31 protein-coding genes are annotated in these 25,319 nt (G+C 62.1%); 15 read left to right on the plus strand and 16 right to left on the minus strand.

Going from position 1 to position 25,319, the window contains the following annotated elements; all coding sequences use genetic code 11:
* Window positions 1–48: 48 nt before the first annotated feature.
* From larE to VD811_10985, 3 genes are all read right to left on the minus strand, one after another.
* Window positions 49–858 (minus strand): ATP-dependent sacrificial sulfur transferase LarE, encoded by an 810-nt coding sequence (gene larE / locus VD811_10975; protein ID HXV21493.1) that lies wholly within the window; start codon window positions 856–858, stop codon window positions 49–51.
* Between the two features lie 87 nt (window positions 859–945).
* On the minus strand, window positions 946–1,866 hold the full coding sequence (gene cysK / locus VD811_10980) for a cysteine synthase A (protein HXV21494.1): 921 nt from the start codon (window positions 1,864–1,866) through the stop codon (window positions 946–948).
* A gap of 8 nt (window positions 1,867–1,874) precedes the next feature.
* The gene (locus tag VD811_10985) at window positions 1,875–2,342 is read right to left on the minus strand and encodes an Rrf2 family transcriptional regulator (protein ID HXV21495.1); all 468 of its coding nucleotides are present in this window, start codon (window positions 2,340–2,342) and stop codon (window positions 1,875–1,877) included.
* Window positions 2,343–2,487: 145 nt separating this feature from the next.
* Between VD811_10985 and VD811_10990 the strand changes: the two genes are divergently transcribed.
* Window positions 2,488–3,036: a flavin reductase gene (locus VD811_10990; protein HXV21496.1), complete on the plus strand. Its 549-nt coding sequence runs from the start codon at window positions 2,488–2,490 to the stop codon at window positions 3,034–3,036.
* A 155-nt stretch (window positions 3,037–3,191) separates the two neighbouring features.
* Complete coding sequence (locus VD811_10995) at window positions 3,192–3,617, plus strand: Hsp20/alpha crystallin family protein (GenBank protein ID HXV21497.1); 426 nt, start codon at window positions 3,192–3,194, stop codon at window positions 3,615–3,617.
* A 222-nt stretch (window positions 3,618–3,839) separates the two neighbouring features.
* On the opposite strand, the gene lysA is transcribed toward VD811_10995, so the two are convergent.
* From lysA to VD811_11020, 5 genes are all read right to left on the minus strand, one after another.
* Window positions 3,840–5,108 carry a diaminopimelate decarboxylase gene (lysA, locus tag VD811_11000; GenBank protein HXV21498.1) on the minus strand — a complete coding sequence of 423 codons (1,269 nt, stop codon included), beginning with the start codon at window positions 5,106–5,108 and terminating at the stop codon, window positions 3,840–3,842.
* A 112-nt stretch (window positions 5,109–5,220) separates the two neighbouring features.
* The gene (locus VD811_11005; GenBank protein HXV21499.1) at window positions 5,221–5,958 is read right to left on the minus strand and encodes a DUF1847 domain-containing protein; all 738 of its coding nucleotides are present in this window, start codon (window positions 5,956–5,958) and stop codon (window positions 5,221–5,223) included.
* Window positions 5,959–5,961: 3 nt separating this feature from the next.
* Window positions 5,962–6,273: a DUF2288 domain-containing protein gene (locus tag VD811_11010; protein HXV21500.1), complete on the minus strand. Its 312-nt coding sequence runs from the start codon at window positions 6,271–6,273 to the stop codon at window positions 5,962–5,964.
* Between the two features lie 71 nt (window positions 6,274–6,344).
* Complete coding sequence (locus VD811_11015; GenBank protein ID HXV21501.1) at window positions 6,345–6,863, minus strand: acyloxyacyl hydrolase; 519 nt, start codon at window positions 6,861–6,863, stop codon at window positions 6,345–6,347.
* 31 nt (window positions 6,864–6,894) lie between these two features.
* Window positions 6,895–8,241: a DUF1015 domain-containing protein gene (locus tag VD811_11020; protein HXV21502.1), complete on the minus strand. Its 1,347-nt coding sequence runs from the start codon at window positions 8,239–8,241 to the stop codon at window positions 6,895–6,897.
* Window positions 8,242–8,442: 201 nt separating this feature from the next.
* Here VD811_11020 and VD811_11025 point away from each other — a divergent pair, with 201 nt between their 5' ends.
* The 6 genes from VD811_11025 (at window position 8,443) to VD811_11050 (ending at window position 14,292) form a co-directional block, all read left to right on the plus strand.
* The gene (locus VD811_11025) at window positions 8,443–10,077 is read left to right on the plus strand and encodes an ABC-F family ATP-binding cassette domain-containing protein (GenBank protein ID HXV21503.1); all 1,635 of its coding nucleotides are present in this window, start codon (window positions 8,443–8,445) and stop codon (window positions 10,075–10,077) included.
* Between the two features lie 118 nt (window positions 10,078–10,195).
* Window positions 10,196–10,525: a pyrimidine/purine nucleoside phosphorylase gene (locus tag VD811_11030; GenBank protein HXV21504.1), complete on the plus strand. Its 330-nt coding sequence runs from the start codon at window positions 10,196–10,198 to the stop codon at window positions 10,523–10,525.
* Window positions 10,526–10,673: 148 nt separating this feature from the next.
* Entirely contained in the window at window positions 10,674–11,501 is an 828-nt protein-coding gene (locus VD811_11035; GenBank protein HXV21505.1) for a S1-like domain-containing RNA-binding protein, read from the plus strand.
* 77 nt (window positions 11,502–11,578) lie between these two features.
* A complete protein-coding gene (locus VD811_11040) occupies window positions 11,579–12,034 on the plus strand; it encodes a YqaA family protein (GenBank protein HXV21506.1) in 456 nt (151 codons plus the stop codon).
* A 42-nt stretch (window positions 12,035–12,076) separates the two neighbouring features.
* On the plus strand, window positions 12,077–13,303 hold the full coding sequence (locus VD811_11045; GenBank protein ID HXV21507.1) for an MFS transporter: 1,227 nt from the start codon (window positions 12,077–12,079) through the stop codon (window positions 13,301–13,303).
* Window positions 13,304–13,383: 80 nt separating this feature from the next.
* Window positions 13,384–14,292: an AEC family transporter gene (locus VD811_11050; GenBank protein HXV21508.1), complete on the plus strand. Its 909-nt coding sequence runs from the start codon at window positions 13,384–13,386 to the stop codon at window positions 14,290–14,292.
* Window positions 14,293–14,386: 94 nt separating this feature from the next.
* On the opposite strand, the gene VD811_11055 is transcribed toward VD811_11050, so the two are convergent.
* Window positions 14,387–14,587: a cold-shock protein gene (locus tag VD811_11055; GenBank protein ID HXV21509.1), complete on the minus strand. Its 201-nt coding sequence runs from the start codon at window positions 14,585–14,587 to the stop codon at window positions 14,387–14,389.
* Window positions 14,588–14,893: 306 nt separating this feature from the next.
* Here VD811_11055 and VD811_11060 point away from each other — a divergent pair, with 306 nt between their 5' ends.
* From VD811_11060 to VD811_11070, 3 genes are all read left to right on the plus strand, one after another.
* Complete coding sequence (locus tag VD811_11060; protein HXV21510.1) at window positions 14,894–15,373, plus strand: peptidylprolyl isomerase; 480 nt, start codon at window positions 14,894–14,896, stop codon at window positions 15,371–15,373.
* A 205-nt stretch (window positions 15,374–15,578) separates the two neighbouring features.
* Complete coding sequence (locus VD811_11065; GenBank protein HXV21511.1) at window positions 15,579–15,827, plus strand: hypothetical protein; 249 nt, start codon at window positions 15,579–15,581, stop codon at window positions 15,825–15,827.
* Between the two features lie 351 nt (window positions 15,828–16,178).
* On the plus strand, window positions 16,179–16,376 hold the full coding sequence (locus tag VD811_11070; protein ID HXV21512.1) for a hypothetical protein: 198 nt from the start codon (window positions 16,179–16,181) through the stop codon (window positions 16,374–16,376).
* Between the two features lie 262 nt (window positions 16,377–16,638).
* Here the strand turns inward: VD811_11070 and VD811_11075 are convergent, their stop codons facing one another.
* Genes VD811_11075 through VD811_11085 form a run of 3 tightly spaced genes read right to left on the minus strand, consistent with a single transcriptional unit; the run spans window position 16,639 to window position 18,687 of the window.
* A complete protein-coding gene (locus VD811_11075) occupies window positions 16,639–16,842 on the minus strand; it encodes a YwbE family protein (GenBank protein ID HXV21513.1) in 204 nt (67 codons plus the stop codon).
* 17 nt (window positions 16,843–16,859) lie between these two features.
* Window positions 16,860–17,018, minus strand: a complete 159-nt coding sequence (locus VD811_11080) for a hypothetical protein (protein HXV21514.1) — start codon at window positions 17,016–17,018, stop codon at window positions 16,860–16,862.
* Window positions 17,019–17,052: 34 nt separating this feature from the next.
* Window positions 17,053–18,687, minus strand: coding sequence for an ATP-binding cassette domain-containing protein (locus VD811_11085; protein HXV21515.1), 1,635 nt, complete (start codon window positions 18,685–18,687; stop codon window positions 17,053–17,055).
* 219 nt (window positions 18,688–18,906) lie between these two features.
* On the opposite strand from VD811_11085, the gene VD811_11090 reads away from it, so the two are divergent.
* On the plus strand, window positions 18,907–19,923 hold the full coding sequence (locus VD811_11090) for a tRNA-dihydrouridine synthase family protein (protein HXV21516.1): 1,017 nt from the start codon (window positions 18,907–18,909) through the stop codon (window positions 19,921–19,923).
* Between the two features lie 10 nt (window positions 19,924–19,933).
* Window positions 19,934–20,149, plus strand: coding sequence for a DUF3820 family protein (locus VD811_11095; protein HXV21517.1), 216 nt, complete (start codon window positions 19,934–19,936; stop codon window positions 20,147–20,149).
* Between the two features lie 24 nt (window positions 20,150–20,173).
* Here VD811_11095 and VD811_11100 read toward each other — a convergent pair whose 3' ends face one another.
* Genes VD811_11100 through VD811_11110 form a run of 3 tightly spaced genes read right to left on the minus strand, consistent with a single transcriptional unit; the run spans window position 20,174 to window position 21,723 of the window.
* On the minus strand, window positions 20,174–20,656 hold the full coding sequence (locus VD811_11100) for a GreA/GreB family elongation factor (GenBank protein HXV21518.1): 483 nt from the start codon (window positions 20,654–20,656) through the stop codon (window positions 20,174–20,176).
* Between the two features lie 20 nt (window positions 20,657–20,676).
* Window positions 20,677–21,000, minus strand: a complete 324-nt coding sequence (locus tag VD811_11105; protein ID HXV21519.1) for a GIY-YIG nuclease family protein — start codon at window positions 20,998–21,000, stop codon at window positions 20,677–20,679.
* Between the two features lie 27 nt (window positions 21,001–21,027).
* Complete coding sequence (locus VD811_11110; protein HXV21520.1) at window positions 21,028–21,723, minus strand: RluA family pseudouridine synthase; 696 nt, start codon at window positions 21,721–21,723, stop codon at window positions 21,028–21,030.
* A 339-nt stretch (window positions 21,724–22,062) separates the two neighbouring features.
* Here VD811_11110 and VD811_11115 point away from each other — a divergent pair, with 339 nt between their 5' ends.
* Window positions 22,063–23,835 carry a DUF4388 domain-containing protein gene (locus VD811_11115; protein HXV21521.1) on the plus strand — a complete coding sequence of 591 codons (1,773 nt, stop codon included), beginning with the start codon at window positions 22,063–22,065 and terminating at the stop codon, window positions 23,833–23,835.
* Window positions 23,836–23,877: 42 nt separating this feature from the next.
* Complete coding sequence (locus VD811_11120; protein HXV21522.1) at window positions 23,878–24,948, plus strand: PilT/PilU family type 4a pilus ATPase; 1,071 nt, start codon at window positions 23,878–23,880, stop codon at window positions 24,946–24,948.
* A 66-nt stretch (window positions 24,949–25,014) separates the two neighbouring features.
* Here the strand turns inward: VD811_11120 and VD811_11125 are convergent.
* The coding region (locus tag VD811_11125) for a stress response kinase A (GenBank protein ID HXV21523.1) at window positions 25,015–25,319 on the minus strand (305 nt) is incomplete at its 5' end.

The raw sequence follows: 25,319 nt of genomic DNA on the forward strand, positions 1-25,319 counted from the left end.
TAAGGGGCTTTAACCTTGGGTCTTTTGCCCCGAGCCCTCGGCCGGATTCTATGGCATTATTTCATTCATGCTTCCGGTCCGGTAGCCCTGAAGGTCGAGGGCGACGTAGGTAAAGCCGGCAGCCTTGAATTCCAGGACGACCGCCTGCCGCAGATCCTCATCGAGCAGGCGGGGGATCTCTTCGGCGGCCACCTCGATGCGGGCCGTATCGCCGTGGTAGCGGACCCGGTAGTTGCGGAACGCGTGATGGCGCAGGAAGGTTTCGCAGCGGTCGATCTGCGCCAGCCGTTCCGGGGTGATCTCGGTGCCGTAAGGGAAGCGGGAGGAGAGGCAGGCGAAGGGTTGCTTGTGCCAGGTCGGCAGGTCCAGCCTTCGGCTCAGCTCGCGGATTTCGTCCTTGCCCAGGCCGGCCTCCAGCAGGGGGGAGCGCACGGCCAGTTCGCAGGCGGCCTCACGGCCGGGACGGTAGTCGGCGAGATCGTCGGCGTTGGCGCCGTCGAGAATAAAGGCGAAACCGAGTTCCCGGGCCTGTTGCCGACAGATGCTGAAAAGCTCGTGCTTGCAGTAATAGCAGCGCCGGGGATCGTTGCCGGCAAAGCCGGGAATCTCCAGCTCATTGCTCTCGACCACGATCTGGCGGACGCCGAACGAGGCGGCCAGTTCCCGGCTCTCCTCGAATTCGTACTGGGGGTAGGTCGGCGAGGTGGCGGTCAGGGCGACCGCGTTTTCGGCGCCGAGCACATCGCGGGCGACCCGCAGCAGGAAGGTGGAATCGACGCCCCCGGAAAAGGCGATTACCACCTTCTTCATCTCCCGCAGCAGGTTTTGAAGTTTCTGGAATTTCTGGTCAATAGACATGACGGATCAGTAGTTCCTCAGGACGAAGCCGTCCAGGTTTCGATAGATGAACCTGACTGGCACTCGAGAAGTTGTGAGGCTGAATGCTCAGTCGAAGATGCCGGTCGAGAGGTAGCGCTCGCCGGTGTCGCAGAGCATGGTCACGACATTATTCCCCGGGCCGAGACGGCGGGCGATCTGCAGGGCGGCAAAGACGTTGGCGCCGGAGGAGATGCCGACGAAGACCCCTTCCTCGCGGGCCAGCCGGTAGGCTGTCTGTATGGCGTCGTCGTTGCCGACCGTGAGGACTTCCTGGTAAACCTTGGTGTCGAGAATATCGGGGATGAAGCCGGCACCGATCCCCTGGATCTTGTGGGGGCCGGGTCCGCCGCCGGAGAGGACCGGTGAATCGGCAGGTTCGACGGCGATGATCAGGGCCTGCGGATTATGGCGGCGCAGGGCGTGGCCGACGCCGGTGATCGTCCCTCCCGTGCCGACGCCGGCAACGAAGGCGTCGACCTTGCCGTCAAGGGCCTGGATAATCTCCGGGCCGGTGGTCTGTTCGTGGATGCGGGGGTTGGCCGGGTTCTTGAACTGCTGCGGCATGAAACATTTTTTGCTGCGGGCGATCTCCTCGGCCTTGTCGATAGCGCCGCGCATGCCATGAGCTCCGGGTGTCAGGATCAGTTCCGCACCGTAGGCGCCGAGCAGGCGGCGGCGTTCGTGGCTCATCGTGTCGGGCATGGTCAGGATCAGCTTGTAGCCGCGCACGGCACTGACCAGGGAGAGGCCGATGCCGGTGTTGCCGCTGGTCGGTTCGACGATGGTGTCGCCCGGCCGGATGCAGCCATCCTTTTCGGCCTGGTCGATCATCGCCAGGGCGATGCGGTCCTTGACGCTGCCGCCCGGATTGGTCCCTTCCATTTTTCCCCAGACCGCTGCCCATTCCGGGCTCGCCAGCTTGTTGAGGCGCACCAGGGGAGTATTGCCGATCTGCCCGAGGGGGTTGCTGCTGATGATGGTTGGCATGGGGGCTCCTAGATGAAATACATGAAGCGGTGGTCGAGTTCCTTCTCCAGGCCGAGGCGTTTGCCTTCCTCGCAGAGGTCCTTGAGGGTGACGGACTGGAAATACTCGTTGAGACGCCGGGTCGCCTCCGTCCAGACGATCTGCGTAACACAAAGGTTATCGAATTCACAAGTCTTCTTACGGCTTTTGCTTTCCTTGGTGCATTCGACCAGGGCCATCTCCCCCTCGGCCGCCTCGATGATGTCGCGCACCGTAATCTCATGGGGCTGCCTGGCCAGATAATAACCCCCCTGCGGGCCGCGCCGGCTCTTGAGCAGGCCGGCTTTCTTCAGGTCCTGGAAAATCTGCTCGAGGTAGCGGGGCGAGATGGCCTGTCGGCGCGAAATGTCCTTGATCTGCGCAGGAAGGGTTCCCGCATGATAGGCCATATCAAAAAGCGCACGAAGCCCGTAGCGGCTTTTAGTCGAGAGTTTCATGGTGTTTGTCCTCCATGCAATGTTTATATGAGTATTAATAAAGTTTATCATTTGTGTCAAGAATTAAATCGGCCGCCCGGCTTGAAAATTACCCGTTCGATGGTTAACTGAAACGGATGCGATAATCTGCTTCCTGGAGGATTCGATGCCGCAGTGCTCCCGGGCTTTTGGGCTTTCGTTCTTGCCGGTCCCCTCGGCGCTGGTGACTTTCCGCTCTCCAGATGGAAAGGTGCGGGTTCACTCCGTGGGCTGGTTGGGAGTGGTCTGTGACAATCCTCCTCTGCTTACGGTCTGTCTGCGGCCAGGGGTAGACGACCAAAAGGTACTCCGGGCGGGGGATCGGTTTTTTGTCAACCTGCCCAATGAGGAACTTATGCAGGCCTTGGCCGGTCCGATGTGGCCGGGCCGGGACGCGGACCCGGCCACAGCCGGCCGGTCGCCGCTGTCGCTGCTCGTGGGAGAGGAGAGAGGGGTGCCGCTGGTTGCCGCCTGTCCGGTCCGGATTGAATGCCGCTGCCGTTCCCTGAAGGCGCGCTTCGGTCAACGCCGGCTCAGTGGCGAAGTCCTCGCCGTGCACCTCGACGGGCGTCGTCAGGAGTTGGCGGCACCGGTGGATTTCTGCCGTCTGATGCCTTTGCAAAGGCGGCACTTTCAGGGGCTCGGTGCGGATCTCCAGTCACGGGACGTCTCTTGACAAAAGGGAGCGGCGGCGAGATAATTAGTTTGTGCTAAAGATATGTTCTGACCGAAGGGACGGGCAAAAGGAAAGGATGGTGAAGCACTATGTTGCCAGTCCAGTGGGAACCTTTCCGGGGTCTGGGCAGAGAGTTGAGCACTCTGCACAAGGAAATGGATGAGCTCTTCCGCAAGACGTTCGGACTGACCACGGAACCCGCCTTTGAAAGGGGAGGGATGATCACTCCGGCGGTCAATACATTCGTGGAAGGGAATAGCTACTGTGTCGAGGCCGAACTTCCCGGTATCAGCAAGAAAGACCTCGATGTCAGCATCGACGGAAACATCCTTACTCTCCGCGGCGAACGCAGGGAGAGCAAAGAGCGGAAAGAGGAAACTTACTTCATCCGTGAATCGCAGTACGGCTCCTTCCTCCGCAGGCTGACCCTGCCCGAAGGGGTGAATACCGAGAAGATTCACGCGGCTTATGAGAATGGTGTGCTGAGAATCAGCATGCCGATGGAGAAAAAATTCGCAACCGGTCGTAAAGTGTTGATCGAAGGGCCGGAAGAGAGCGGCAAGAAAAGGGAAATCCACTAGGCACCAGAGGAAAACGAGCGGTGAGATAACCGCTTGCAACTCGTCAGCCAGTCCCGTTCGGTATGGAAAATCTGAGGAAGGATAAGACACGGCGCCCGCATGGGCGTCTTTTTTTGTCAGGAAATTTAGCTTTTGAGCAGGCCGAAGCAAAGTTTTCAGCCGCATGGAGCAAGGGCCAGCCCTGCCGGGCCGGCCCTTTTCGTCCAGATCCCTTCGCTGTGTTCAGGCCCCGGCGGGCTTGAACGTGTCGGGTGTGAAGTTGTAGGTGGCGAAGTAGTCCTCGACCGTTTCAGCCCGGCGGATCAGTTCGACGCTGCCGTCAGTGCGCAGCAACAGCTCCATGGGCCGCAGGCGGCCGTTGTACTGGAAACCCATGGCGTGCCCGTGGGCGCCGCTGTCGTGGATGGCCAGCAGGTCGCCTTCGGCGATCGGCGGCAGTTCGCGCTGCACGGCAAACTTGTCGTTGTTCTCGCACAGCGAGCCGACCACGTCGTAGACCTCGGTCTTCGGCAGGTTCTCCTTGCCGATGACGCTGATGTGGTGGTAGGCGCCGTAGAGGGCCGGGCGCATCAGGGCCGACATGCAGGCATCCACGCCGATGTACTTGCGGTAGGTGTCCTTGTGGTTGATGGCGGTGGTGATCAGGCAGCCGTGCGGGCCGGTCATGTAGCGGCCGCTCTCCATGTACATCCGCGGCGCGTAGCCGTGCTGCCGGCGGAAGGCGTCGAACAGGGCGGTGATCTCGCTGGCCATCTGCTCGAGGTTCAGGGCGTTGTCCTCCGGCCGGTAGGGGATGCCGAAGCCGCCGCCGATGTTGACGAACTCGAAGCGGATGCCGAGCTCCGACTCGACCAGTGCGGCGATCTCCAGCACCATCCGGGCGGTCTCCACCATGTAGGTGTAGTCGCGCTCGTTGGAGGCAATCATGGTGTGCAGGCCGAAGCGTTTCGCTCCCCGCTCCCGGGCCAGACGGTAGGCCGCGACCACCTGCTCGTGGGTCACGCCGTACTTGGCCTCCTCGGGATGGCCGATGATGACATTGCCGGTGCGGCGGGATCCCGGGTTGTAGCGGAAGCAGATCAGTTCGGGGAGGTTCGGCACCTTGGGGATGAGCGAGATGTCGTCCAGGTTGAGGATGCAGCCGCCGTCGGCGTCCGCGAAGCGGAACTCCTCCTGGCTGGTGTTGTTGGAGGTGAACATGATCTCTTCACCCCGGGCGCCGACCTGGCGGGCCAGGATCAGTTCGGGGATCGAGCTGCAGTCGAAGCCGAATCCCATCTCCCGCATGATCTGCTGGATCCGCCGGTTGGGCAGTGCCTTGACGGCAAAGTATTCCCGGAAGCCGTCGATGCCGGCAAAGGCCTGCTTCAGCTTCGCGCCGGTTTCGCGGATGCCGGCTTCGTCGTAGATGTGAAAGGGGGTGCCGTAGTGGGCGGCGATCTTCGCCACCACGGGGAAGAGGCGGTTCTTGAAGGACTCGGACATGGGCATGGGACGTGGCTCTCCTGTCTTTTATAAAGATGCATCCGGACGGGGCCGGAAGTTTGATCGGGAAACAACGATATACCGGATAATGGACGAAAAAACAAGAGTTTCCGAAGGCCTAGGCGGGGGTATCCCCCTCCGGCACCACCACCGGCTGCTTCTGCAGCCGCTTGTAGTAGAAATTCTGACCGTAAAGGACGGCCACCGGGTTGTGGCCGGTGACCCGGTCCTTGACCACCAGGGTAGTGACCGGCGCCAGCGAGTGCTTGGCGAAGAGCATGTCGTGGCCGACGCAGAGTCCGACGATGATGTTCATGTCGGTGCCGGCCTTGTTCAGCAGTTCGGCCTGGGCGATCGGATTGCAGGCCGGCTCGAAGGTGCCGGGGCGAACCTTGTATTTCTCTTCGATCCCCAATTTCAGCTTGTCGATGCTGCCGGCCTTGCAGCAGACGGAAAGCGGCTCCAGTCCCTGGGCGCGCAGGATGGCCGAGAGGCGCTCGGACTCATCGAGCAGGCCGACGCAGGTGCCGATGCCGATCTTTTTCCAGCCCATCAGCAGAGCGAGGGCGATGGTATCCTCGACCCGGGTCCAGCGGGCGTTGACGGCGTCCGAGCCGGGGACCGGCTGGTAGCAGAGGCCTTCGACCTTCGCCGCCACCCGGGCAAGGCGCGCATCCTCGTCGCTGCCCGTATATTGGCGGAAGGAATCCTCGATGATCTGAGCCTCACGTTCCGAGGGGCAGTAGCCGGGTTTCGGCGGGCGGGTGGCCGGATCGCCGCTCCAGCAGTTGGTCGTGCCGCACTTCTGCCAGACGGCGCCGCATCTGGAACAGGAAAGGGGGGTCTCGTCGGACATGGCTCACTCCTTTTCGTCGGTTGTGGCCGGCCGCGCCTGGATCAGGACGTACGGCTGGACGATCAACATGCGGAACGCCCGGAGCGGTTCTGCGTCCCAGGCGGCAATCTGCACGGGGGTCGGTTTGACCAGTCGGCCGGTGGTGATCCAGACGCCGACCGCAGCGGTGTCGTCGGCGCTGATGCGGTCGGCGGTTTCGGCCAGGTCGAGAGCGGGGTCGACGACGATCAGTGCACCGCGGTCGAGGTGCGGGCGCAGCCAGTGCCACTCGACGTCCTCAATCTCGTCGGCCAATTTTTTTAGCGATGAATTCACGCGGTCTCTTTTCCTTTGCGGTGGCGTTTTTCGGACGTCCCGAGTTCCCTGAGCGCCTGACCAAAATCCGCTTACAAGGCGATGCCGTAGTTGAGCAGGAGAATGTCGGCTCCGGGGTTTTTGTCGTGCAGGTTGGCATTGGAAATGTGCTGGTAGCGAAATCCGAGCCGGGAGCGGTCGGTGAATTCCCAGGAGAGACCGAGGCCGGACATGAATTGGAAGACGCCACCGAGTTCCTTGCTGTCGCCCTGCTCGTAGGCTCCGATGCTCGTCTGCGGGGAAAGAACGAAGGGGCCGAGGGCAAGGTCGAGATAGATTCCGGCGTAGCCGAAAATTCCGCCGGAGAGGTTGGCCTGCACGCCGGCGAGCGGACCGATGCAGAGGAGTTTCTGGCCGAAGCGGAACTCGACCTGGGCGGCCAGAGCGTCGTCCTTATCGTCAAAGGCCTCGAAGGTACCGACGGCAAGGTTGAGATAGTGCGGGCCGTCACCCTGCACGTGCACGCCGCGAGAAGTCTCGGCGGCCAGGGATGGGACTGCGGCGCTCATCAAGATGAACAGGGCCAGCAGGGAACCGAAAAATGACTTCAAAAAAGCCTCTCCTTCTGTAAATGCTTTGCCGTCAGGGTCGGATCTTCCGACATTCGAGATAGAAACGTTTCTCGTCCGCTTCTCCCATGGAGAAGGTTTTGCGCGGCAGGGCGCCGTCGAGAATGATGGTCTTGAAAAGTTCGTGTTTGGAAATGGCCGGCAGGTAGAAGCCGACATTGCCCTGCCGCGAGCCGAGGGAGGTGACCGCTCCCTCGCCGTGGATGTAGTCGATCCGGGCGCCCTTCTCTGCGGCGAGGAAGTAGTCGAGAAAACCCTGCAGGGTAGCAACCGTCAGGTGCAGGGTCGGCTTTTCTATCGTCAACAGACCGAAGCCGTCAGCGCTGACGAAGGGGATCTGGTGGCGATGCCCGGCAGCGGCGCCCTGGCGGGCGGCTTCAAGTGCTGTGCGTTCGGCGAAGCGCTCGCAGCGCAGAATCGCCCCCTGCCCGGCAAAATAGTTCTCCATCTGCAGCAGCATCGCTTCGACATCGACGTCGAACAGCACCCGGTGGATCGCCTCGAACTCGAGACCCGGGTCGTGCAGGTTGACCAGTTCGACGAGAGCGTAGCGGGCCGGATGGTCCATGATCGCCTGCCGGTCGGGCGCTTCCTCTTTCAATTTTTCCCAGATCGCCTTGGCGGTGGCGAAGGAGTGGTTGCCGTCGCCCATGGCGTAGAGGACGACCGGTCGCCCTTCGACGTCGTAGCGGCGGGCGAACTGCTCCGGGTCGGCCAGGCGTTCAAGAGCCTCGGCGACCTGGAGGATGCCGTCGGCGTCGTCCACCCGGTACCCCCGGATATGCCCGCCGCCGAGCATCAGCGGGAAGTCGTAGGCCGTTTGGCGTGAACGGGCGAACAGCGGCTCGATCACCGTCTGCTGCGGATCGTCGATCAGTACCATGATGTGGGGCAGTTCGATGCAGGCCTGCTCGCGCACCCGGATGCGCGGCGGCAACCGATCGAGGATCGTTCCCTCGGTAGCGCGGATCAGCGACTGCGCCCCTTCCCGGTAGTCGTACTGTTCCAGGTCGAGGGCGACGATGAGTCCCTTGCGGGAAGAGACGGCCTGCGTCTGCCGGTCGACCAGCAGGAAGCCGGGCTTCTGCGGCACCAGGATGCCTTCGGCCAGGTAGCGTTCCATCTCATGGTTGATGCGGCGGATACGCTCCTCGCTGTCGGGTTCCTCCAGGTAGACCTCGGGGAAGATGAGGTGGAAGGTCGAGGGACTGCCGGCAGTCAGCTCCTGCACCTTCTCCCAATAGGCGGGTTCGGAGGTGTACTGATCACAGGCGATCACCGCCCATCTGGTCAGATCGATTTCCGTTCCGGGCAGCAGCAGGGAGGGAACCTGAAGGGCGATTCGGTCGAAGGTCGTCATAGTCTTTACCTGTCGTTGGCAAGCGTGTCCGGCGGCAACTGGTGGCTGTGGGCGGGCGATGGATTGCAGTCCAGATAGCACAATTAGAGGTAAGAGGCAAGGGGCAAGGGATGGGGGATGAGTATCTTCAGTACAAAATAGGCTTGCGCTTGGTCACCCCTCCATGGTAACAGTGCGGGAATTTTCCTTCGGAGTTTCCATATGATCCACCTGACAGGCATCAGCAAGCAGCACGGTGCGCAGATACTATTCCAGAACGCCAGCTTTCAGATTCTTCCCGGCAGCCGCAGCGGCCTGGTCGGCCCCAACGGCGCCGGCAAGACGACCATTTTCCGCCTGATCACCGGCGAGGAGCACCCCGACAGCGGTGAAATCAGCTGTGCCAGAAAGACCGTCATCGGCTATTTCTCCCAGGACGTCGGCGAAATGTCGGGCCGCTCGGCCCTGGAGGAAGTAATGGCCGCCTCCGCCCGGACGATGGCCCTCGGTGCCGAAATCAAGGCGATGGAGGCGGCCATGTGCGAGCCGATGGCCGACGACGCGCTGGCGGCGCTTCTCGAACGCTACGGGGACGCCCAGGAGGAGTTCGAGCACCGCGGCGGCTACGATTTGGAGAATCGCGCCCAGGCGGTGCTCACCGGCCTCGGCATCGGCCCGGACGCCTATGGCCGCCCGGTGGAGAGCTTCAGCGGCGGCTGGAAGATGCGCATCGCCCTCGCCCGCATCCTCACCCTCAATCCCGACGTGCTGCTGCTCGACGAGCCGACCAACCACCTCGACGTCGAGTCGATCGTCTGGCTCGAAGAGTGGCTGGCTTCCGAGTTCAAGGGGGCGCTGCTGATGACCAGCCACGACCGGGATTTCATGAACCGGCTGGTCACCCGCATCATCGAGGTCGCTGGCAAGACCGTCACCACTTACGGCGGCAACTACGATTTCTATCTGCGCGAGCGCGAGATCCGTCGCGAGCAGCTTCTTGCCAGCCACCGCCGGCAACAGGAGATGCTGGCCAAGGAGGAGGAGTTCATCTCCCGCTTCGCCGCCCGGGCATCCCACGCCGCCCAGGTACAGTCGCGGGTGAAGAAGCTGGAGAAGATCGACCGCATCGAGATTCCGGCCGAGCAGAAGACCATCCGGTTCGCGTTCGCCGAACCGCCGCGCAGCGGCGACGACGTGGTCAAGATCGAGGGACTCGGCAAAACCTGGCCGCTTCCCGAGGGGGGCGAAAAATCGGTCTTCGGCGGCGTTTCCGGGCTTATCCGGCGGCAGGAAAAGATCGCCGTGGTCGGCGTCAACGGCGCCGGCAAGTCGACCTTTCTCAAGGTTCTCACCGGCCAGACCGCACCATCAGCCGGCAGCGTCGTCCTCGGCGCCAACGTCAATCTCGGCTACTTCAGCCAGCACGCCATGGATATCCTCGACCCGAAAAAGAGCGTCTTCGCCACTGTGCAGGAGGCGCTCCCCCAGGCGAGCATCGGCGTCGTGCGCAATCTGTGCGCCGCCTTCCTCTTTCAGGGGGACGACGTCGACAAGCGCGTCGACAAGCTCTCCGGCGGCGAGAAGAGCCGGCTGGTCCTCGCCACCCTGCTGGCTCGGCCGCTCAACTTCCTGGTCCTCGACGAGCCGACCAACCATCTCGACATCCAGTCCCGCGAAATCCTGCTCGAAGCGCTGCAGAACTTTGCCGGTACGGTGGTCCTGGTCAGCCACGACCGGCATTTCCTGCGCTGTCTGGTGAACCGGGTCTTCGAGATCGACCATGGGGAGATGCGGGTCTACGAGGGAGACTACGAATATTATCTGCACAAGACCGGGCGGGAGCACCGGGCGGCTTGAAGACGAATATTATCCGCAGATTTACGCAGACTTAATCCTTGAATCCTGCTTTTGTTTTTTTATCTGCGTCATCTGCGGATAAAGAAGCCCTTTTTTCAGATTTCAAAGGAGAGACCCCATGAGTTACAGCGCCCCCGAAAAGTTCGAACACGTCACCGTCACCTGCAAGGCCAATCTCTATTTCGACGGCAAGGTCGCCAGCCACACGATCGCTTTTGCCGACGGCAGCAAAAAGACCCTCGGCCTGATCTACCCGGGCTCGTTCAAGTTCAACACCGACGCTCCCGAGCGGATGGAGATCATCGCCGGCGCCTGCCGGGTGCGCCTTGCCGGGCAGGGTGACTGGATCGGTTTCACCGCCGGGACCTGGTTCGACGTGCCGGGCAAGTCGTTCTTCGAGATCGCGGTGGAGACCGGCGTGGCCGAGTACGTTTGCTCCTTCGGCTGAGCAGAAAAAAGCGGCCGGCGGCTGGCGCCATCGACGCGCATCTGCAAAAAGCAAAAGGGCGGCCAACCGGTCGCCCTTTTGCGCATAAATCCATGGTGGTCGAACCACGCCCCGATCCTTTATCGCAGGCATACTCTGGAGGCTGAGAATGTTCGAAGTCGGCCGTATTCACGCCTTGCAGGTGGACCATGTCGACGAGCGCGGTGCCTGGCTGTTGGGGGGCGGGGAGGCGATCCTGCTGCCCCGGCGGGAAGTGTCCGGTGAGATTAAAGCCGGCGAGCGGCTCAGCGTCTTCGTCACCCGGGAGTCCTCCGGCAGCCTGGTGGCGACTCTCCGGCGGCCGCTGGCGCAGTTGGGTGAATTCGCCCTGCTCCGGGTCCGCCAGGTCAGCCGCCCCGGCGCCTTTCTCGACTGGGGGCTGGAGAAGGATCTGCTCGTCCCCTACAGCGAGCAGCCCGAGCGGATGCAGGTGGGGCGCAACTACCTGGTCAAGGTCTGTCTCGATAGTCTGGGGCGGCTGGTCGGCACCGCTCGCATCGACCGCTGCCTGGAAAAGGAGGAGATCGACCTCGCCGAAGGGGAGAAGGTGGAACTGGTCATCTGGGAATTCACCGACCTGGGCGCCAGGGTGATCATCAACGACCTCTATGCCGGCTTGCTTTACAAGGACGAACTCAAGGGGGGGCTCAAGCGCGGGGATCGGCTCAAGGGATATGTCAAGCGTCTCCGTGAGGATCGCAAGGTCGACGTCACCCTGTCCAGGGGCGGCGCCGAGGGGATGGAGGAGGCCAAGGCAGTCCTCCTGGCCGCGCTGCGGCAAAGCGATTTTCTTCCCCTGCACGACCAGAGCCCGCCGGCGGTCATCCAGCAGGTGCTGGGGATAAGCAAGAAGACTTTCAAGAAGGCGGTCGGCGGCCTCTACAAGGCTGGTCTGGTCGAACTGGGCAGCGAGGGGATCCGGCTGAAGAAAGGCTGAATCGACGGGTGCCGTCTGTTTCCGGGCGGTTTCATCGGCATCATTGACAGGGGCGGCGGCGACCGCTACATTCGCGAATGGAAGAATTGCTGACCACCCACGGTTATCCGGCCCTGTTCCTGCTGAGCTTTCTCGCCTCTACCCTGCTGCCGCTCGGCTCCGAATGGCTGCTCGCGGCACTGTTGCTCAAAGGGTTCGATCCGACACTGAGCGTCGCCCTGGCGACCCTGGGCAACACCCTCGGTGCGCTGACCACCTACGGCATCGGCCTCTGGGGCGGCCCCGTTCTGATCGGCCGGGTGCTGCGCATCGACGAGGCGGCCCGGTTGCGTTCCGAGCGGTTTTACGCCCGCTACGGCGCCTGGTCGCTGCTGCTCTCCTGGGTGCCGGTGCTTGGCGATCCCCTCTGCCTGGTCGGCGGGCTGCTGCGAGTCGGTTTCGGCCGGTTTTTCCTGCTGGTCGCCGCCGGCAAGCTCGCCCGTTACGTGGGGGTCGCCCTGCTGACTCTCGAGGGGAGTCGCCTCCTCGCCTGAGGCTGCCCGGCTGGCGACCTCTTTTGCCGGAAGCGTGTTTCGATGACCAACCCCACTGCAAAGCAGATCCGGCACTATGGCTGGACGGTCGTTTTCGCCGGCGCCCTCTCCCTCTTCGCCTGTCTGGGGCTCGCCCGCTTCGCCTTCGGCATGCTGCTGCCGGCGATGCGTACCGGCCTCGACCTGGCGTTCGACCAGATGGGTTTCATCAGCATGGGCAATTTTGCCGGCTATCTCGCGGCGGTCGCCCTGGCGCCGACGCTCATCCGGCGCTTCCGGCCCCGCGCCACCATCGTCGCCGCCCTGCTGCTGATCGCCCTCTGCATGCTGGGGATCAGCCTCTGTCACAGCTTTTGGCAAGTCCTGCTCCTTTACACCCTGGTGGGCATCGGCAGCGGTTTCGCCAACATTCCGGTGATGGTTCTGGTTTCGCACTGGTTCCGGCGCGAGCGCCGGGGGCGGGCCGCCGGCCTGATGGTCATGGGCAGCGGTGCGGGGATCGTCTTCTCCGGTTATCTCATCCCGACGCTCAACCGCGGGCTGGGGGCGGAGGGGTGGCGCAGCGGCTGGCAGATTCTCGCCCTGCTGGCGCTGCTGGTTTCCGGCATCGCCGGCAAGCTGTTGCGCAACGATCCGGCCGAGCTCAATCTCGAGCCGGTCGGGAATATCCAGCCGATCCCGCCGCAGCAGGTGGCGGCAAGGGAGACGCCCGGAGCCGGCCGCATCCTGCTGCAGCTGGGCTTGCTCTACCTCGTCTTCGGCGCGACCTACATGGTCTACGGCACCTTCATCGTCACGACCATGGTGGTAGAATACGGCTTCACCGAGGCGCGGGCGGGGATGTTCTGGTCCTGGGTAGGGTGGTGCAGTCTTCTCTCGGGGGTGTCGTTCGGCGTGCTCTCCGACCGGATCGGCCGCAGAGGGGGGCTGGCCGTGGTCTTCGGGGTCCAGACGGCGGCCTACCTGCTGGCCGGATCAAAGCTCGGCACCACGGCGCTGCTGCTCTCCATTGTCCTCTACGGGCTGGCGGCCTTCGCTATCCCGACCATCATGGCGGCGGCGGTGGGCGACTACCTGGGCCTCTCGCGTGCTGCGCAGGCGTTTTCGCTGATTACTCTATTCTTCGCTGTCGGCCAGACGATCGGTCCGGGCGGCGCCGGCGTCATCGCCGAAGCGAGCGGAACGTTCACCACCAGCTATCTGGCGGCAGCCACCCTGACCGGCGTTGCCGTATTGCTGACGGCGCTGCTGCCCAGGTCCGAGGCCTGAATCCCCGCCGACAGAGAGTATTTCTGCCGGCTGCGGGGCAGGCGAGGCGGGCGACCCAAACCCCGGGAGGTAAACCGGCCGTGGAAAACTTTGTCCAGATCGGGGTCTTCCTGGGGCTGGGACTGCTGTTTCGCCGCATCAAGGATTTCCCGCGCGAATTTGCCCAGGCCCTCAACTTTTTCGCCCTTTACGTGTCGCTGCCCGCCCTGATCCTGCTCAAGGTGCCGCAGTTGAGCTTTTCCCGTGAGCTGCTGGTGGCGGCCATAGTGCCGTGGGGAATGCTGCTCGTTTCCGTGGTCCTGGTCCTGCTCGGGGCGCGGCTGTGGCACTGGTCCCGCTCCTGCACCGCCGTGCTGCTGCTCATCGTCCCGCTGGGCAATACCTCCTTCATGGGGGTGCCGATGGTGCAGGCCTTTTTCGGGACTGCGGGCATCCCCTTCCTCATCATCTACGACCAACTCGGAACCCTGCTGATCTTTGCCAGTTACGGTTCGTTCATCCTTGCCCTGTACGGACGGGAAGGCTCTATGGACCTGGCGACGGTGGCCCGGCGCCTGTTTCTCTTTCCTCCCGCCATCGCCCTGGTGGTCGGCCTGGCGCTGCGCCCATGGACCTATCCGGCCGAGCTTGTGCATGCCCTGCAGGGTGTCGCCGCTTCCATCGTCCCGCTGGTCATGACCGCCGTCGGTTTTCAGCTGCGGCTGCGGCTGCGCCCCGGCATCCTCGCTCCCCTCGGCTACGGCATGGCGATCAAGCTGCTGGTTGCGCCCATGGCGGCACTGCTGGCCTGCCGCCTGCTCGGCCTGCACGGGTTGGCGAGCGACGTCGCGGTGTTCGAGGCCGGCATGCCGCCGATGGTCACCGCCGGGGCACTGGCCGTCGCCGCCGGGCTCGATGCCGAGCTCTCGGTGGCCCTGGTCGGTTTCGGTATCTTCTTCTCCTTCGCCACCCTGCCGCTGCTCTACTGGCTGCTGCAGGTTTTTCCCTGAAGAACACACGGCAAGCCGCAGCCGACAAACAGAAAAAGCCCCACGGATTTCCGTGGGGCTTTTTCTGCAAATCATGAAGCAAGAAGGCTCTTGCTTAGATCCGGCGAACCTTGGCCGACTGGGGGCCTTTCTGCCCCTGGACGACGTCGAAGCTCACGCGGTCGCCTTCGGCGAGGGATTTGAAACCGTCGCCCTGAATTTCCGAAAAGTGGACGAACACGTCGGGCCCGTTGTCCTGCTGAATGAAGCCGAAACCTTTGGCGTCGTTAAACCACTTCACAGTACCTTCAGCCATTTTGTTGCTCCTTTTTTCCCTGTTGGGACTTGTTGTTGTGCAAATCACGATCGCTGCCAAAATAAAAAACACACAGCCAAAAGAGGTCTGTGTGTTTGTTCCGCTCTGACGCCATGTCAAGATGTCGGGCAACTGAAAATTTACACAAACTTGCTTGAGTTAGGTGACACTAGCACGGCGGCGATCCGGAAAGCAAGCTAATAATTGCCAATCAACACTAGTCCCTGCTTTTTTTGTGGACTGGGGGGAGCCATTCCCCGTACCATGTGACCAAAGCAAACACCATCGCAGAGGAAGGAACATTCAATGGCAAAGGTAAAACAGGGCGACCGGGTCAAAATCAATTTCACCGGCAGGCTCGAAGACGGAACAATTTTCGACACGACCGTCGAGGAGGCAGGCTGCAGCTCCGATGGCTGCGCCTCTGACGACTGCGGCTGCGAAACCGGCCCCATGGAACTCACCATCGGCAGCGAGAGCTTCTTCCCCCAGATCGAGGCCGCGCTGGTCGGCATGACCCCCGGTGAGAAGAAGTCGATCGTCATCCCCGCCGAGGACGCCTTCGGCGATTACGACGAGGAGAATATCATCATCCTCGGTCGGGACCAGTTTCCCGACGACCTCGTTCCCGAAGTCGACATGGATCTCGAACTGAACGGCGAGGACGGCGAAAGCATCGTCGGTACCGTGGTCGAGGTGACCGACGAGAACGTCACCCTCGATGCCAACCACCCGCTGGCCGGCGAAGATCTTCACTTCGACCTGGAGCTGGTTGCGATTCTCTAGCTCCTGTTCAGGCAGCTGAACAGCAACGGCCTCCGGAATCTGTTTCCGGGGGCCGTTGCTGTTAAGTCGACGCGAAGACTGCAACTATGCCTCTGCCGTAGTATAATAGTTATGAAAATACACGAAAGCCGGCGGTTGTTTCGGCCTTGCCCTGATCACTCTTCCCAGGATTCCGGAACGGCTGTCCGCAGCAAAGGAGGAGAGTATGAGACGGACCGATTTTGAAGGGATGTGTGAACTGGCCCAGGAAGGGCGGTTGACCTGGGTGGAAAACACGGGTTCCCACGAGAAGGGACGGGTGGTTTCCTGTAGCGGCGAGGCGATCGAGGTCGAGACGTCCGGTCATCGCGAGACGTGGAATCTGCGCGACTGTCAGGAACTGACCTATGGCTACAAGGTGAACTACGAGGAAGTCAAAAAGTATCCGCACGAGTTCGATACCCATATGGACTGATGGGCAACCAGGCCACTGAAATGGACGGGCCCTTCTGCTGAAGGGTCCGTTCCTTTTTGGGCTTTCTGGTGAACTGCATTACTCAAATTGATCGCAGTTGCCTGAAAGTGGGGCTTGTTGCTTCAGCCTGACGGCCTGCTGAAAAGATATTTGGATCCCGCCCACATTCCCCGCCAAAAGTCGCTTGACGCACCAAATTGCAGTGCTAGAATACTATGAAGTGTAAATTATACCTTAAATTGTGGCCAGGCGGAGCGGCTCCGTCCTTTTTGGCGCCTCGGTAAGACCCTATTTAGTAAAAAATTACGTCTGTGGTCGAAGGGCCGGGGAAACCAGCGAAGGGAGATTCCAATGTCAACCGAGAAAGGCAGCGGAGCGCAGCACGAGTTGAACAGGGAAGAAATCGAGGCGTTGGTCTGGCGGGGAAGAGAACTGCATTCCCGGGCCTTCCAGGAGATGTTTGCCCGGTTGTCTGATGCGATCGGCGGGATCTACGGAAAAATCCTGCATCGCCGGGATGCCGGCAGCCACAGGCTGATCCACCATTAGTTCATTTTACGCGCCTATTTACATCTCTCTGTTCCGTGGTATTCTTTACTCAACCCCGAAGCAAAAGGAGGAAGACTTTATGACCGTCTCTGAGCCACCGGGCCGCGAAGGAACCACCCCATAAATACAAACGCAAACACATTCGGAACAACCAGGAAATATCCCCACAGGGGATATCGAAAAAGGAACTATAATGAAAAAGCCCCGGCGAAGATGACCGGGGCTTTTTAAGTTTAAAGGTTGAGACACCCCGGTGGGGCGGCTAAGCCTGACTACCGGCCAGTCCCTTGACTCTCCCTACCTGCCCGTCCTCCAGCCGTACCTTGATCCCCCGCGAATGAAAGGGGGCGCTGGTGAGGATCTCCCTGACGATCCCCTCGGTCAGCCTGCCGCTGCGCTGGTCTTTTTTCAGCACGATGGCGACGGCCAGACCGGGACGGATCTCGCTGCGCTGCTGTCCGTTCATCCAAGAGCTCTTGCCGTCTACTCGTCGGACTCTTCAGCTTCGTCAGACTCGTCGGTCCCTTCCTCTTCCGCGGCGTCGAGCCCCAGCAGCTTGCGCTGCTTCTTCTCTTCCTTCTTGGCCTTTTTTGCCAACTCCTTCTGCCGCTTCTCGAAGTTGTAATTCGGTTTCTTCGCCATCGTGCTATCCTTTCGAAAGGGGGACTTCTCCAGACTACAGGTTCAAATCCCGGTGTCCAGCAAAAAGCTGGTCCCGTAGCCGCGCCACATCGGCATTTTCCAGGTAATCATCAAAGCTCATCACCCGGTCGATGACGCCGGCCGGGGTGAGCTCGACAATGCGGTTGGCGACGGTGGAGACGAACTGGTGGTCGTGCGAGGCGAAGAGGATCACCTCGGAGAAGGCGATCAGCCCGTTGTTTAGTGCCGTGATCGATTCGAGGTCGAGGTGATTGGTCGGCTCGTCAAGGATCAGGGCGTTGGCGCCGGCAAGCATCATCCGGGAGAGCATGCAGCGCACCCGCTCGCCGCCGGAGAGGACCTTGGTCTTCTTCGTCGCCTCGTCTCCCGAGAAGAGCATCCGGCCGAGAAAACCCCGGGCGAAGCTCTCGCCATCGCAGGGGGGGAACTGGCAGAGCCACTCGATCAGGTTCAACTCGTTGTCGAAGTAGGCGCTGTTCTCCTTGGGGAAATAGGCGCTGGTGATGGTCACCCCCCAGCGGTAAGTCCCGGCATCGGGCTGCAGTTCGCCGGCGATGATCCGGAAGAGGGTCGTCTTGGCAAGGCTGTCGCCGCCGACGAAGGCGATCTTGTCCCCCTTGTTGACGATGAGGTCGAGGCCGCCGAGCACCTCGACGCCGTCGATCTTTTTGCGCAGCCCCTTGATCTCGAGAATGATGTCGCCGCAGGCCCGCTCGGGCTTGAAGACGACGAAGGGGTACTTGCGCGAGGAAACCGGCAGCTCCTCGACGGTGAGCTTCTCCAGCAGCTTCTTGCGAGAGGTCGCCTGCTTCGCCTTGGAGGCGTTGGAGGAGAAGCGCTGGATGAATTCTTTCAGTTCGTTCGCCTTGTCGGTGACCTTGCGGTTCTCGTCCTGCTTCTGCTTCAGGGTGAGCTGGCTCGCCTGGTACCAGAAGTCGTAGTTGCCCACGTAAACAGTGATCTTGCCGAAGTCGATATCCGCCACATGGGTGCAGACCTGGTTCAGGAAGTGGCGGTCGTGGGAGACGACGATGACGGTGTTGGGGAAGCGGAAGAGGAAATCCTCGAGCCAGGCGATGGATTTCAGGTCGAGATGGTTGGTCGGCTCGTCGAGCAGCAGGATGTCGGGGTTGCCGAAGAGGGCCTGGGCGAGGAGCACCCGCACCTTGTCGCCGGCTTCGAGCTCCTTCATCCTCTTCTGGCGCAGATCCTCGGGAACGCCGAGGCCGCTCAGCAGCACCGCCGCCTCGGCCTCGGCCTCGTAACCGTTCATCTCGGCGAACTCGGCCTCCAGTTCGCCGGAGCGGATGCCGTCCGCCTCTGCGAACTCGGGCTTGGCGTAGATCGCCTCGCGCTCGGCCATCACTTCGAACAGCCGCTTGTGTCCCATGATGACGGTGTTGCTGACGGTCTCCTCGTCGAAGGCGAACTGGTCCTGGCGCAGCATGGCGATGCGCTCGCCGGGGGTAACGATGATCTCACCCTTGTCGGCTTCGGCTTCGCCGGCGAGGATCTTGAGGAAGGTCGACTTGCCAGCGCCGTTGGCGCCGATGAGGCCGTAGCAGTTGCCGGGGGTGAACTTGATGTTGACGTCCTTGAAGATGACTCTCTTGCCGTAGGCGAGGGCGATGTTGTTGGCGCTGATCATTATTTTTCGGATTCCTTCGGAAAAAATAAAGAACCGCAGGGGTGATCCCGGCGGTTCACGTGTGCACTATTTATAACACTTTTGAACGGCCGGCGGCAATCCCCTTATTTGTTGCTGCCGCGCTGCTCTATTTGCATTCTACAAAAGTGTGAGCCATTTTTATGCGGCAGACGAAGGGTGACTTGGTTCATAATAGGTGGCTGGGGAGGATCGTTCAAGATGCTTGGGATTGCGGAAAAAATCGAATCAGGTCGAGGAAAAGAGCCGTTTTTCGCGGCCGGGGTGCTCCCCTGGCCGGCGGGGAAAACCCCGCTGCTGCTGGCGCCGATGCAGGGGCTGACCAACCGGGCGCTGCGGGCGCTGTTCATCGACTGGGTGCACCCCGACGTCGTCTGCACCGAATTCATGCGGGTCAGTGCCGTCGCCGGCAAGCGCCGCCTCGCCGCGGGCGATCTGCGCGAGATGGCTGCTGCCGAAGGGGGCGTCCCCCTGGTGGTGCAGTTGATCGGCCACGGCCGGGAGGCCCTGGTATCCGCCGCGCAGGCCGCCCAAGCCGCCGGCGCCCGCCATCTTAACCTCAACATGGGCTGTCCCTACGGCCGCATGACCAGCGGCCTGACCGGCGGCGGCATGCTGCGCCGGCCCGAGGACCTGACGGCAGTCATCCCCGCCCTGCGCGAGGCGGTTGCCGGGAGCTTTTCCGTCAAGCTGCGCGCCGGCTACGATGACCACGAACTGGTGTTGAAACTGCTGCCGCTCTTCGAGTCGGCCGGGGTCGACTTCCTGGTGCTGCACCCGCGCACCGTAGTGCAGCAGTATGCCGGAGAGGCCGACCACGCCGTGACCGCCGAAGTGGTGCGCCGCACCCGGCTGCCGGTCATCGCCAACGGCGATATTCGCAGCGCCGCCGAGGGGCTGCGGGTACTGCGGGAGACCGGCGCCGCCGGTCTCATGCTCGGCCGCGGCGCCATCGCCGACCCGCTGCTCTTCGCCCGGCTGCGCGGCGAGGCCCCCGCCGAGCCGTCGCGGCTGGAGGTGGCGGCGATGCTGCGCCGCTACCTGCGGGAAGTACTGGCGCGCTATGGCGAGCTCTTCTGCGGCGAGACGCAGGTGCTCGGCAAAGTCAAGGAGATCCTCGCCTTCGTTGCCGACCCCACCTTCGCCAAATCCCTCAAACAGCTGAAAAAGGCCCAGAGCGTACGTGCCTTCGCCGCCCTGGTCGATGAACTGGAGTGAACCCGTGGAGATGCCCGCCTGCGACCACGCCGCCCTGCTCGAGCTGGCCGAAATGCGCATGCCCTTCGGCAAACACGCCGGCCGGCGGCTGATCGATCTGCCCGAACCCTATGTCGTCTGGCTGGCACAGCAGGGATTCCCTGCCGGGAAACTCGGCCGGATGCTGCAGGCGGTCTACGAAATCAAGCTCAACGGGCTGGAATTTCTCTTCGATCCCCTGCGCTAGCGAACCCGCCGCCGCATCCCCCCATCAGCGGACATCGACAATTTCGTACGCCCTTTCCGCGCTGCCGGCCGGCATCTCCACCCGGTCGCCGGCGCTTTTGCCGAGCAAGGCCCGGCCCAGGGGGGAGCCCGGAGTGATGACGATGATCTCTTCGCCGTCCTCCTCGATTTTCAGACCGCCGGCTGCGGGGCCGAGGAACACCGTCCTGGTGCTGCCGTCTTCGGTTTCCAGGGTGACCAGTGCCGTCAGGCGGATGGCCGCATTCCCCGCGAAGGAGCGCAGTTCCAGTTTTCTGTACATCTCCAGGGCCTGCTTGATCTCCTGGGCTCGGTTGGCCTGCCCCTGGGCGACATAGGAGGCTTCCAGACCCAGGGTGTCGTACTTGTTGTCGGCGATGCATTCTTCATGGGTGGCGGCTGCGTGGGCCGTTTTGGCCGCCTTGAACAGGACCTCGAGGTCGGTGGCGAGGCTGGCGATGATGCTCTTCAGAATCCTTTCCTTGTTCATGGTGGAGGGGTGGTTCCTTCCTAATTGGATGGGGTTGGTCCGACGGCCGCGGCCGGCAGGCCCAGCAGCTCGAGCAGCCGGTGCAACTCCGGCGCCGAAGCGACCAGGAGTTCTTTCTGCGGCTTCTGCAACCGCTTGATTTTCGACTCGATGCGCAGGGCAAGGCTCCGCGGCCCGACCGCGCAGTGATAGACCAGGTCGAGGGATTGGCAGGCACGGGTGAATTTGGCGCCCCGGGCCAGCTTGTTCCGGTGCTCGGCCAGCCGCCGGCCGAGCCGGTTGGTCACCCCGGTGTAGAGGGCATTGCGTTCGTTCCGCAGGATGTAGACCGACCAGTTCTCCATCGGGGCACATATCCAGACAAAAAAGGGCTATATCCGGCCGATCAGGCGGGTGAAAAATTCGGGAATTTCCGCAGAAAAGGTGAGCCGCTGGCCGCTGACGGGGTGCTGGAAGGCAATCGACCGGGCGTGCAGCGCCAGCCGCGGGCAGGTGTCGTTGCCCCGCCCGTATCTCCGGTCACCCACCAGCGGATGTCCCTTCTCCGCCAGATGGACGCGGATCTGGTGCTTGCGGCCGGTCAGCAGGTCGATCTCCAGCAGGCTCAGGTCACGGGTCTCGCGCAGAACCCGGTAGACGGTGTGGGCAAACTTGCCCGCCGCGGCATCGGTGGTCGAATAGACGTGGTGCGCGGCGTTTTCAGCCAGCAGGGAGGTGATGGTTCCTTCCCTGGGCGTCAGTCTGCCATGGACGACGGCGAGGTAGCTCTTTTCGGTCTGGTCCCAGTTCTGCTGCAGAAACAGTTTTGCCTCCTCGCTTTTGGCGAAGAGGAGGAGGCCGGAAGTCTCCCGGTCGAGGCGATGGACAATGAACACCCGGTTTCTGGATTTGGCGTTTCCCTTGCGCACGTAATCATTGAGGATGGCGTGGGCGGTCCTCGACTTGTCGCGGTCGGTGCCGATGGTCAGCAGGCCGGACGCTTTATCGACGACGATAATGTCCCTGTCCTCGTACAGGATGACCATGCCGGCGGGCTGGAGTTTCTTCGCGGTGTTTTTTGCCTTCATCACAGGGGCATCCGGGGAAAGCCTGGCCAGGACGGTGTGGCGACAGGGGCTGGAACGGACGGCAGGGCACTACCATAGCGGATTTTTTCGCAATTGGCAAAGTCCGGCAACGCTCCGGTCATCTCTCGTCGCCTGCCCGGCTTCCTCTCTTTTTGCAGAACTGCTTGAATGTTTTTCGATTTTTGAGTTTAATGGGCGGCATGCCGCCTGCGGCGCTGCCGGGAAACAAAAGCCGAAGGCTGTCGGCGCCAATTCCGGCGGCGGCCTTGACCCGTCGCGGCGCAGATTTGCATCGCAACAGAGCGCTAACTCATCCCGTCAGAAGAGAGGCGTCAAACAATGTCCTTTACCGGAGATCTGGAACACCTGCCCATTGTCGATGTCATCCAGCTGCTGCATGCTACGAAAAAATCGGGGACGCTCAGCGTCCGGGGGAGTAAGGGCGAGAGCCAGCTGGTTTTTGACGGTGGGTATATTGTCAGCGCCAACCATTTGAATGCCAGCGTCCGCATCGGGAAAATCCTGGTCAAGACCAGGGCGATTACGGAGGAAACCCTCTCGCAGGCACTTCTGGACCAGAAAAGCGCCGGAGAAGCCCGCAAGCCGCTGATCGCCATGCTGATCGAAAGGGGACAGGTCAAAAAGGAGGCCGCCTTCAAGGCGCTGGAAGTGCTGATCGAGTTGACGATCGTCGAAATTCTTACCTGGACGACCGGCACTTTTTCTCTGGATGTGGATAGCCTGGCAATTTCCGATGAATACCGTTATTTCCCCGAAAAGCTGAACCAGGATTTCCTGCTGAACACCCAGAACGTGCTGATGGATGCCCTGCGCATCTACGACGAAAAAAAGCGCGACGGCGAATTGACCGAAGAAGAGTGGGTGGTGGAGCCGGCTGCCGCCATGGAAACGGCGGGGGCGGCGGAAGAGAGCTGGTCCCTGTCCGCAGATGACCTCGGCCTTGGCGATTTCGATCGGCTGGAGCGAAAAATCCCCGGGGTTTTCTCCACCCTGGCGGACGGCGACCCGGCCGAGAGCCAGCGGCAGAAACTGCTGGCGCTCGCTCCGGGACTCTCCGCATCCGAGCGGGAAGAACTGCTCGCGTTTCTGTTGAAGTTCTCCGGCAGGGCCGTTGCCGCCCCGGCGGAGAGAGCGGAGGCTCGGGCCCTGATCCTGTTCAGTTCGGACGAGCTCTTCACCCATGTCGTCACCACCGTCTGCAAGCACGACGGGCTGCCGGTCTTCGCCACCAACGACGAGCAGGACCTCGACCACATCATCGATCAGTCCCTGGCGAAAAAGATCGACCCGATGCTCGTCCTGGACAGTCCGGCCGACTCTGCCGGAGTCGGGGGGGCTGCGGCAACCGTCGGCCTGCGCCGGCTGAGAATGGGAAAATACCCGCGGATGTCCATCATCCAGCTCGCCTCGCCCCTCGACTATGCCTTCACCCTCCAGTCCTTCGCCGAGGGTGTCCGGGCCGTGCTGCCAAGGCCCCTGCAGGCGGTGCGGCCGCAGACCTTCGTCGCCGACACGGCCCTCTTTTTTGATGCTTTCTGCCGCTACCTGCAAGGTGCTGCCTGCCCGCCGACAGAGGACCTGTTCGGTCAGCTCGGCAAGGAGCTTGCCGCCCTGCACGACCTCACGGAGGCTCCGGACATACTCCTGGCCCTACTGCAGGCGGTCGCCGGGCGGTTCGAACGTTCGCTGAACCTGGTCGTCGGCCACGCCGAGCTGATCGCCGAGCGGGGGATCGGAATCCGCCGCGAGAAGAGCAGCGGGGCGACCCCGACCCTGGGCTTCCGAATCCCGCTGGAGAAGCCTTCGGTTTTCAGCCGGGTCATCGAGGAGGGTGCACCCTTCTGCGGAGGTTGCGACGATGCCCTGCTGCGGGAGCGCCTGTATGCCGAAATCGGTGCCCCGCAGAACGCCACCATCCTGCTGCTGCCGGTGCGCAGCCGCGGAAAGACTGTGGCTCTGACCTACGGGGATTTCGGGGAAAAGGAGGCGTCGGCCGTGCCGCTGCCGTTGCTCGAGATTCTGGCCGGCCGCGTCGGCCTGCTGCTGGAGAATGCGTTTTACCGGAAAAAACTTGAAAAGGCCGGCCAATAAAAGGTAGCTTTGGGTGCTATTACGTCAGGAAGAGGTGCTGTCATGGATAGGAAGATTCTGAATCAGATACTGGAGATTGCTTTTGAAAAGAAGGTTTCGGATGTTCACTTCGAAGTGGACAACCCGCCTTTTTTCAGGGGACGCGGCCAGTTGATTCGCTCCAAACTGCCGAAACTGACGGCCAGGGATACCGAGTTCGTGGCCAGCAGTATTCTGGAGCACAACAATCGTCAGCTCTCCGCCGACCTCAAGGAGCTGGATGCTTCATATTCGTTGCCGACCGGCGGGCGCTTTCGGGTCAGCATCTTCCGGCAGCGGGGCAATCTCGGTGTCGTCATGCGGGTCATTCCACCCCACGTCGGCACTTTCCAGGAACTGAATCTTCCACCCGTACTGGCCGAAATCGTCAAGGCCCCGAATGGCCTGATCCTGGTCACCGGCCCCACCGGCAACGGCAAGTCGACGACCCTCGCCTCCATGCTGCGCCATCTGAACGAGACGTCCAGCTACAACATCATCACCATCGAGGACCCCATCGAGTTTCACTTCTCTTCCAACAAGAGCTGCATCATCCAGCGGGAAGTCGGCAATGATACCGAGAATTTCGGCGCCGCCCTGAAGGCCGCCCTGCGGATGGACCCCGATGTCATCATGGTGGGCGAGATGCGCGACCTGGAAACGATCGATGCCTGCATCAAGGCGGCGGAGACGGGGCATCTGGTCTTCTCGACCCTGCATACCCAGAGCGCCGCCTCTACCGTCAACCGGGTGGTCGGCTATTTTCCGCCGGAGGCGCAGGAAATGATCCGCCAGCGGCTGGCCGACATCCTGGTGGCGACCATCTCCCTGCGGCTGATCAAGGACAAGACGGGGGAGAACATCGTCCCGGTCGTCGAGGTGATGCGTTCGACGACTACCATCCAGGCCTGCATCCGCGAAGGCCGCCTCGACGAAATCGAAAAGCACATCGAGAACGGCCGCGCCCAGTACCACATGCAGTCGCTCGATCAGCACCTGGTGCAGCTCTGCCGGCAGAACGTCATCACCTTCGAAGAGGCCAAGCGGATCACCCGGTCGATGGATCTCGAGCGGAAGCTGAACTTCACCAGCTAGGGGGTTTGCGGCTGTGGGGAACGAACAAGGGCGGCCCGCGGGCCGCCCTTGTTCGTTCTGGTACGTCTAGGGAAGTTGCAGGGGCGGTTCCGCCAGGGCTGCAATCTGCTCGCGCAGTTCGAGGATGTGGTCGCCCCAGTAGCGCGGCGTGTTGAACCAGGCGAAGTGATGCGGAAAGGTCGGGTCGTCCCAGCGCCGGGCCAGCCAGGCGCAGAAGTGGAGCATGCGCAGGGTCCGCAGGGCCTCGACCAGGCGCAGCTCGCGGGGGTTGAAGGTGAAGAACTCGCTATAGCCCTTGATGAGCTGCTCGAGCTGGGCCGTCTGTCGCGGCCGGTCGCCGGAGAGCATCATCCAGAGGTCCTGGATGGCCG

It is taken from the genome of Desulfuromonadales bacterium, assembly GCA_035620395.1.
Taxonomy (GTDB): Bacteria; Desulfobacterota; Desulfuromonadia; order Desulfuromonadales; family DASPGW01; genus DASPGW01.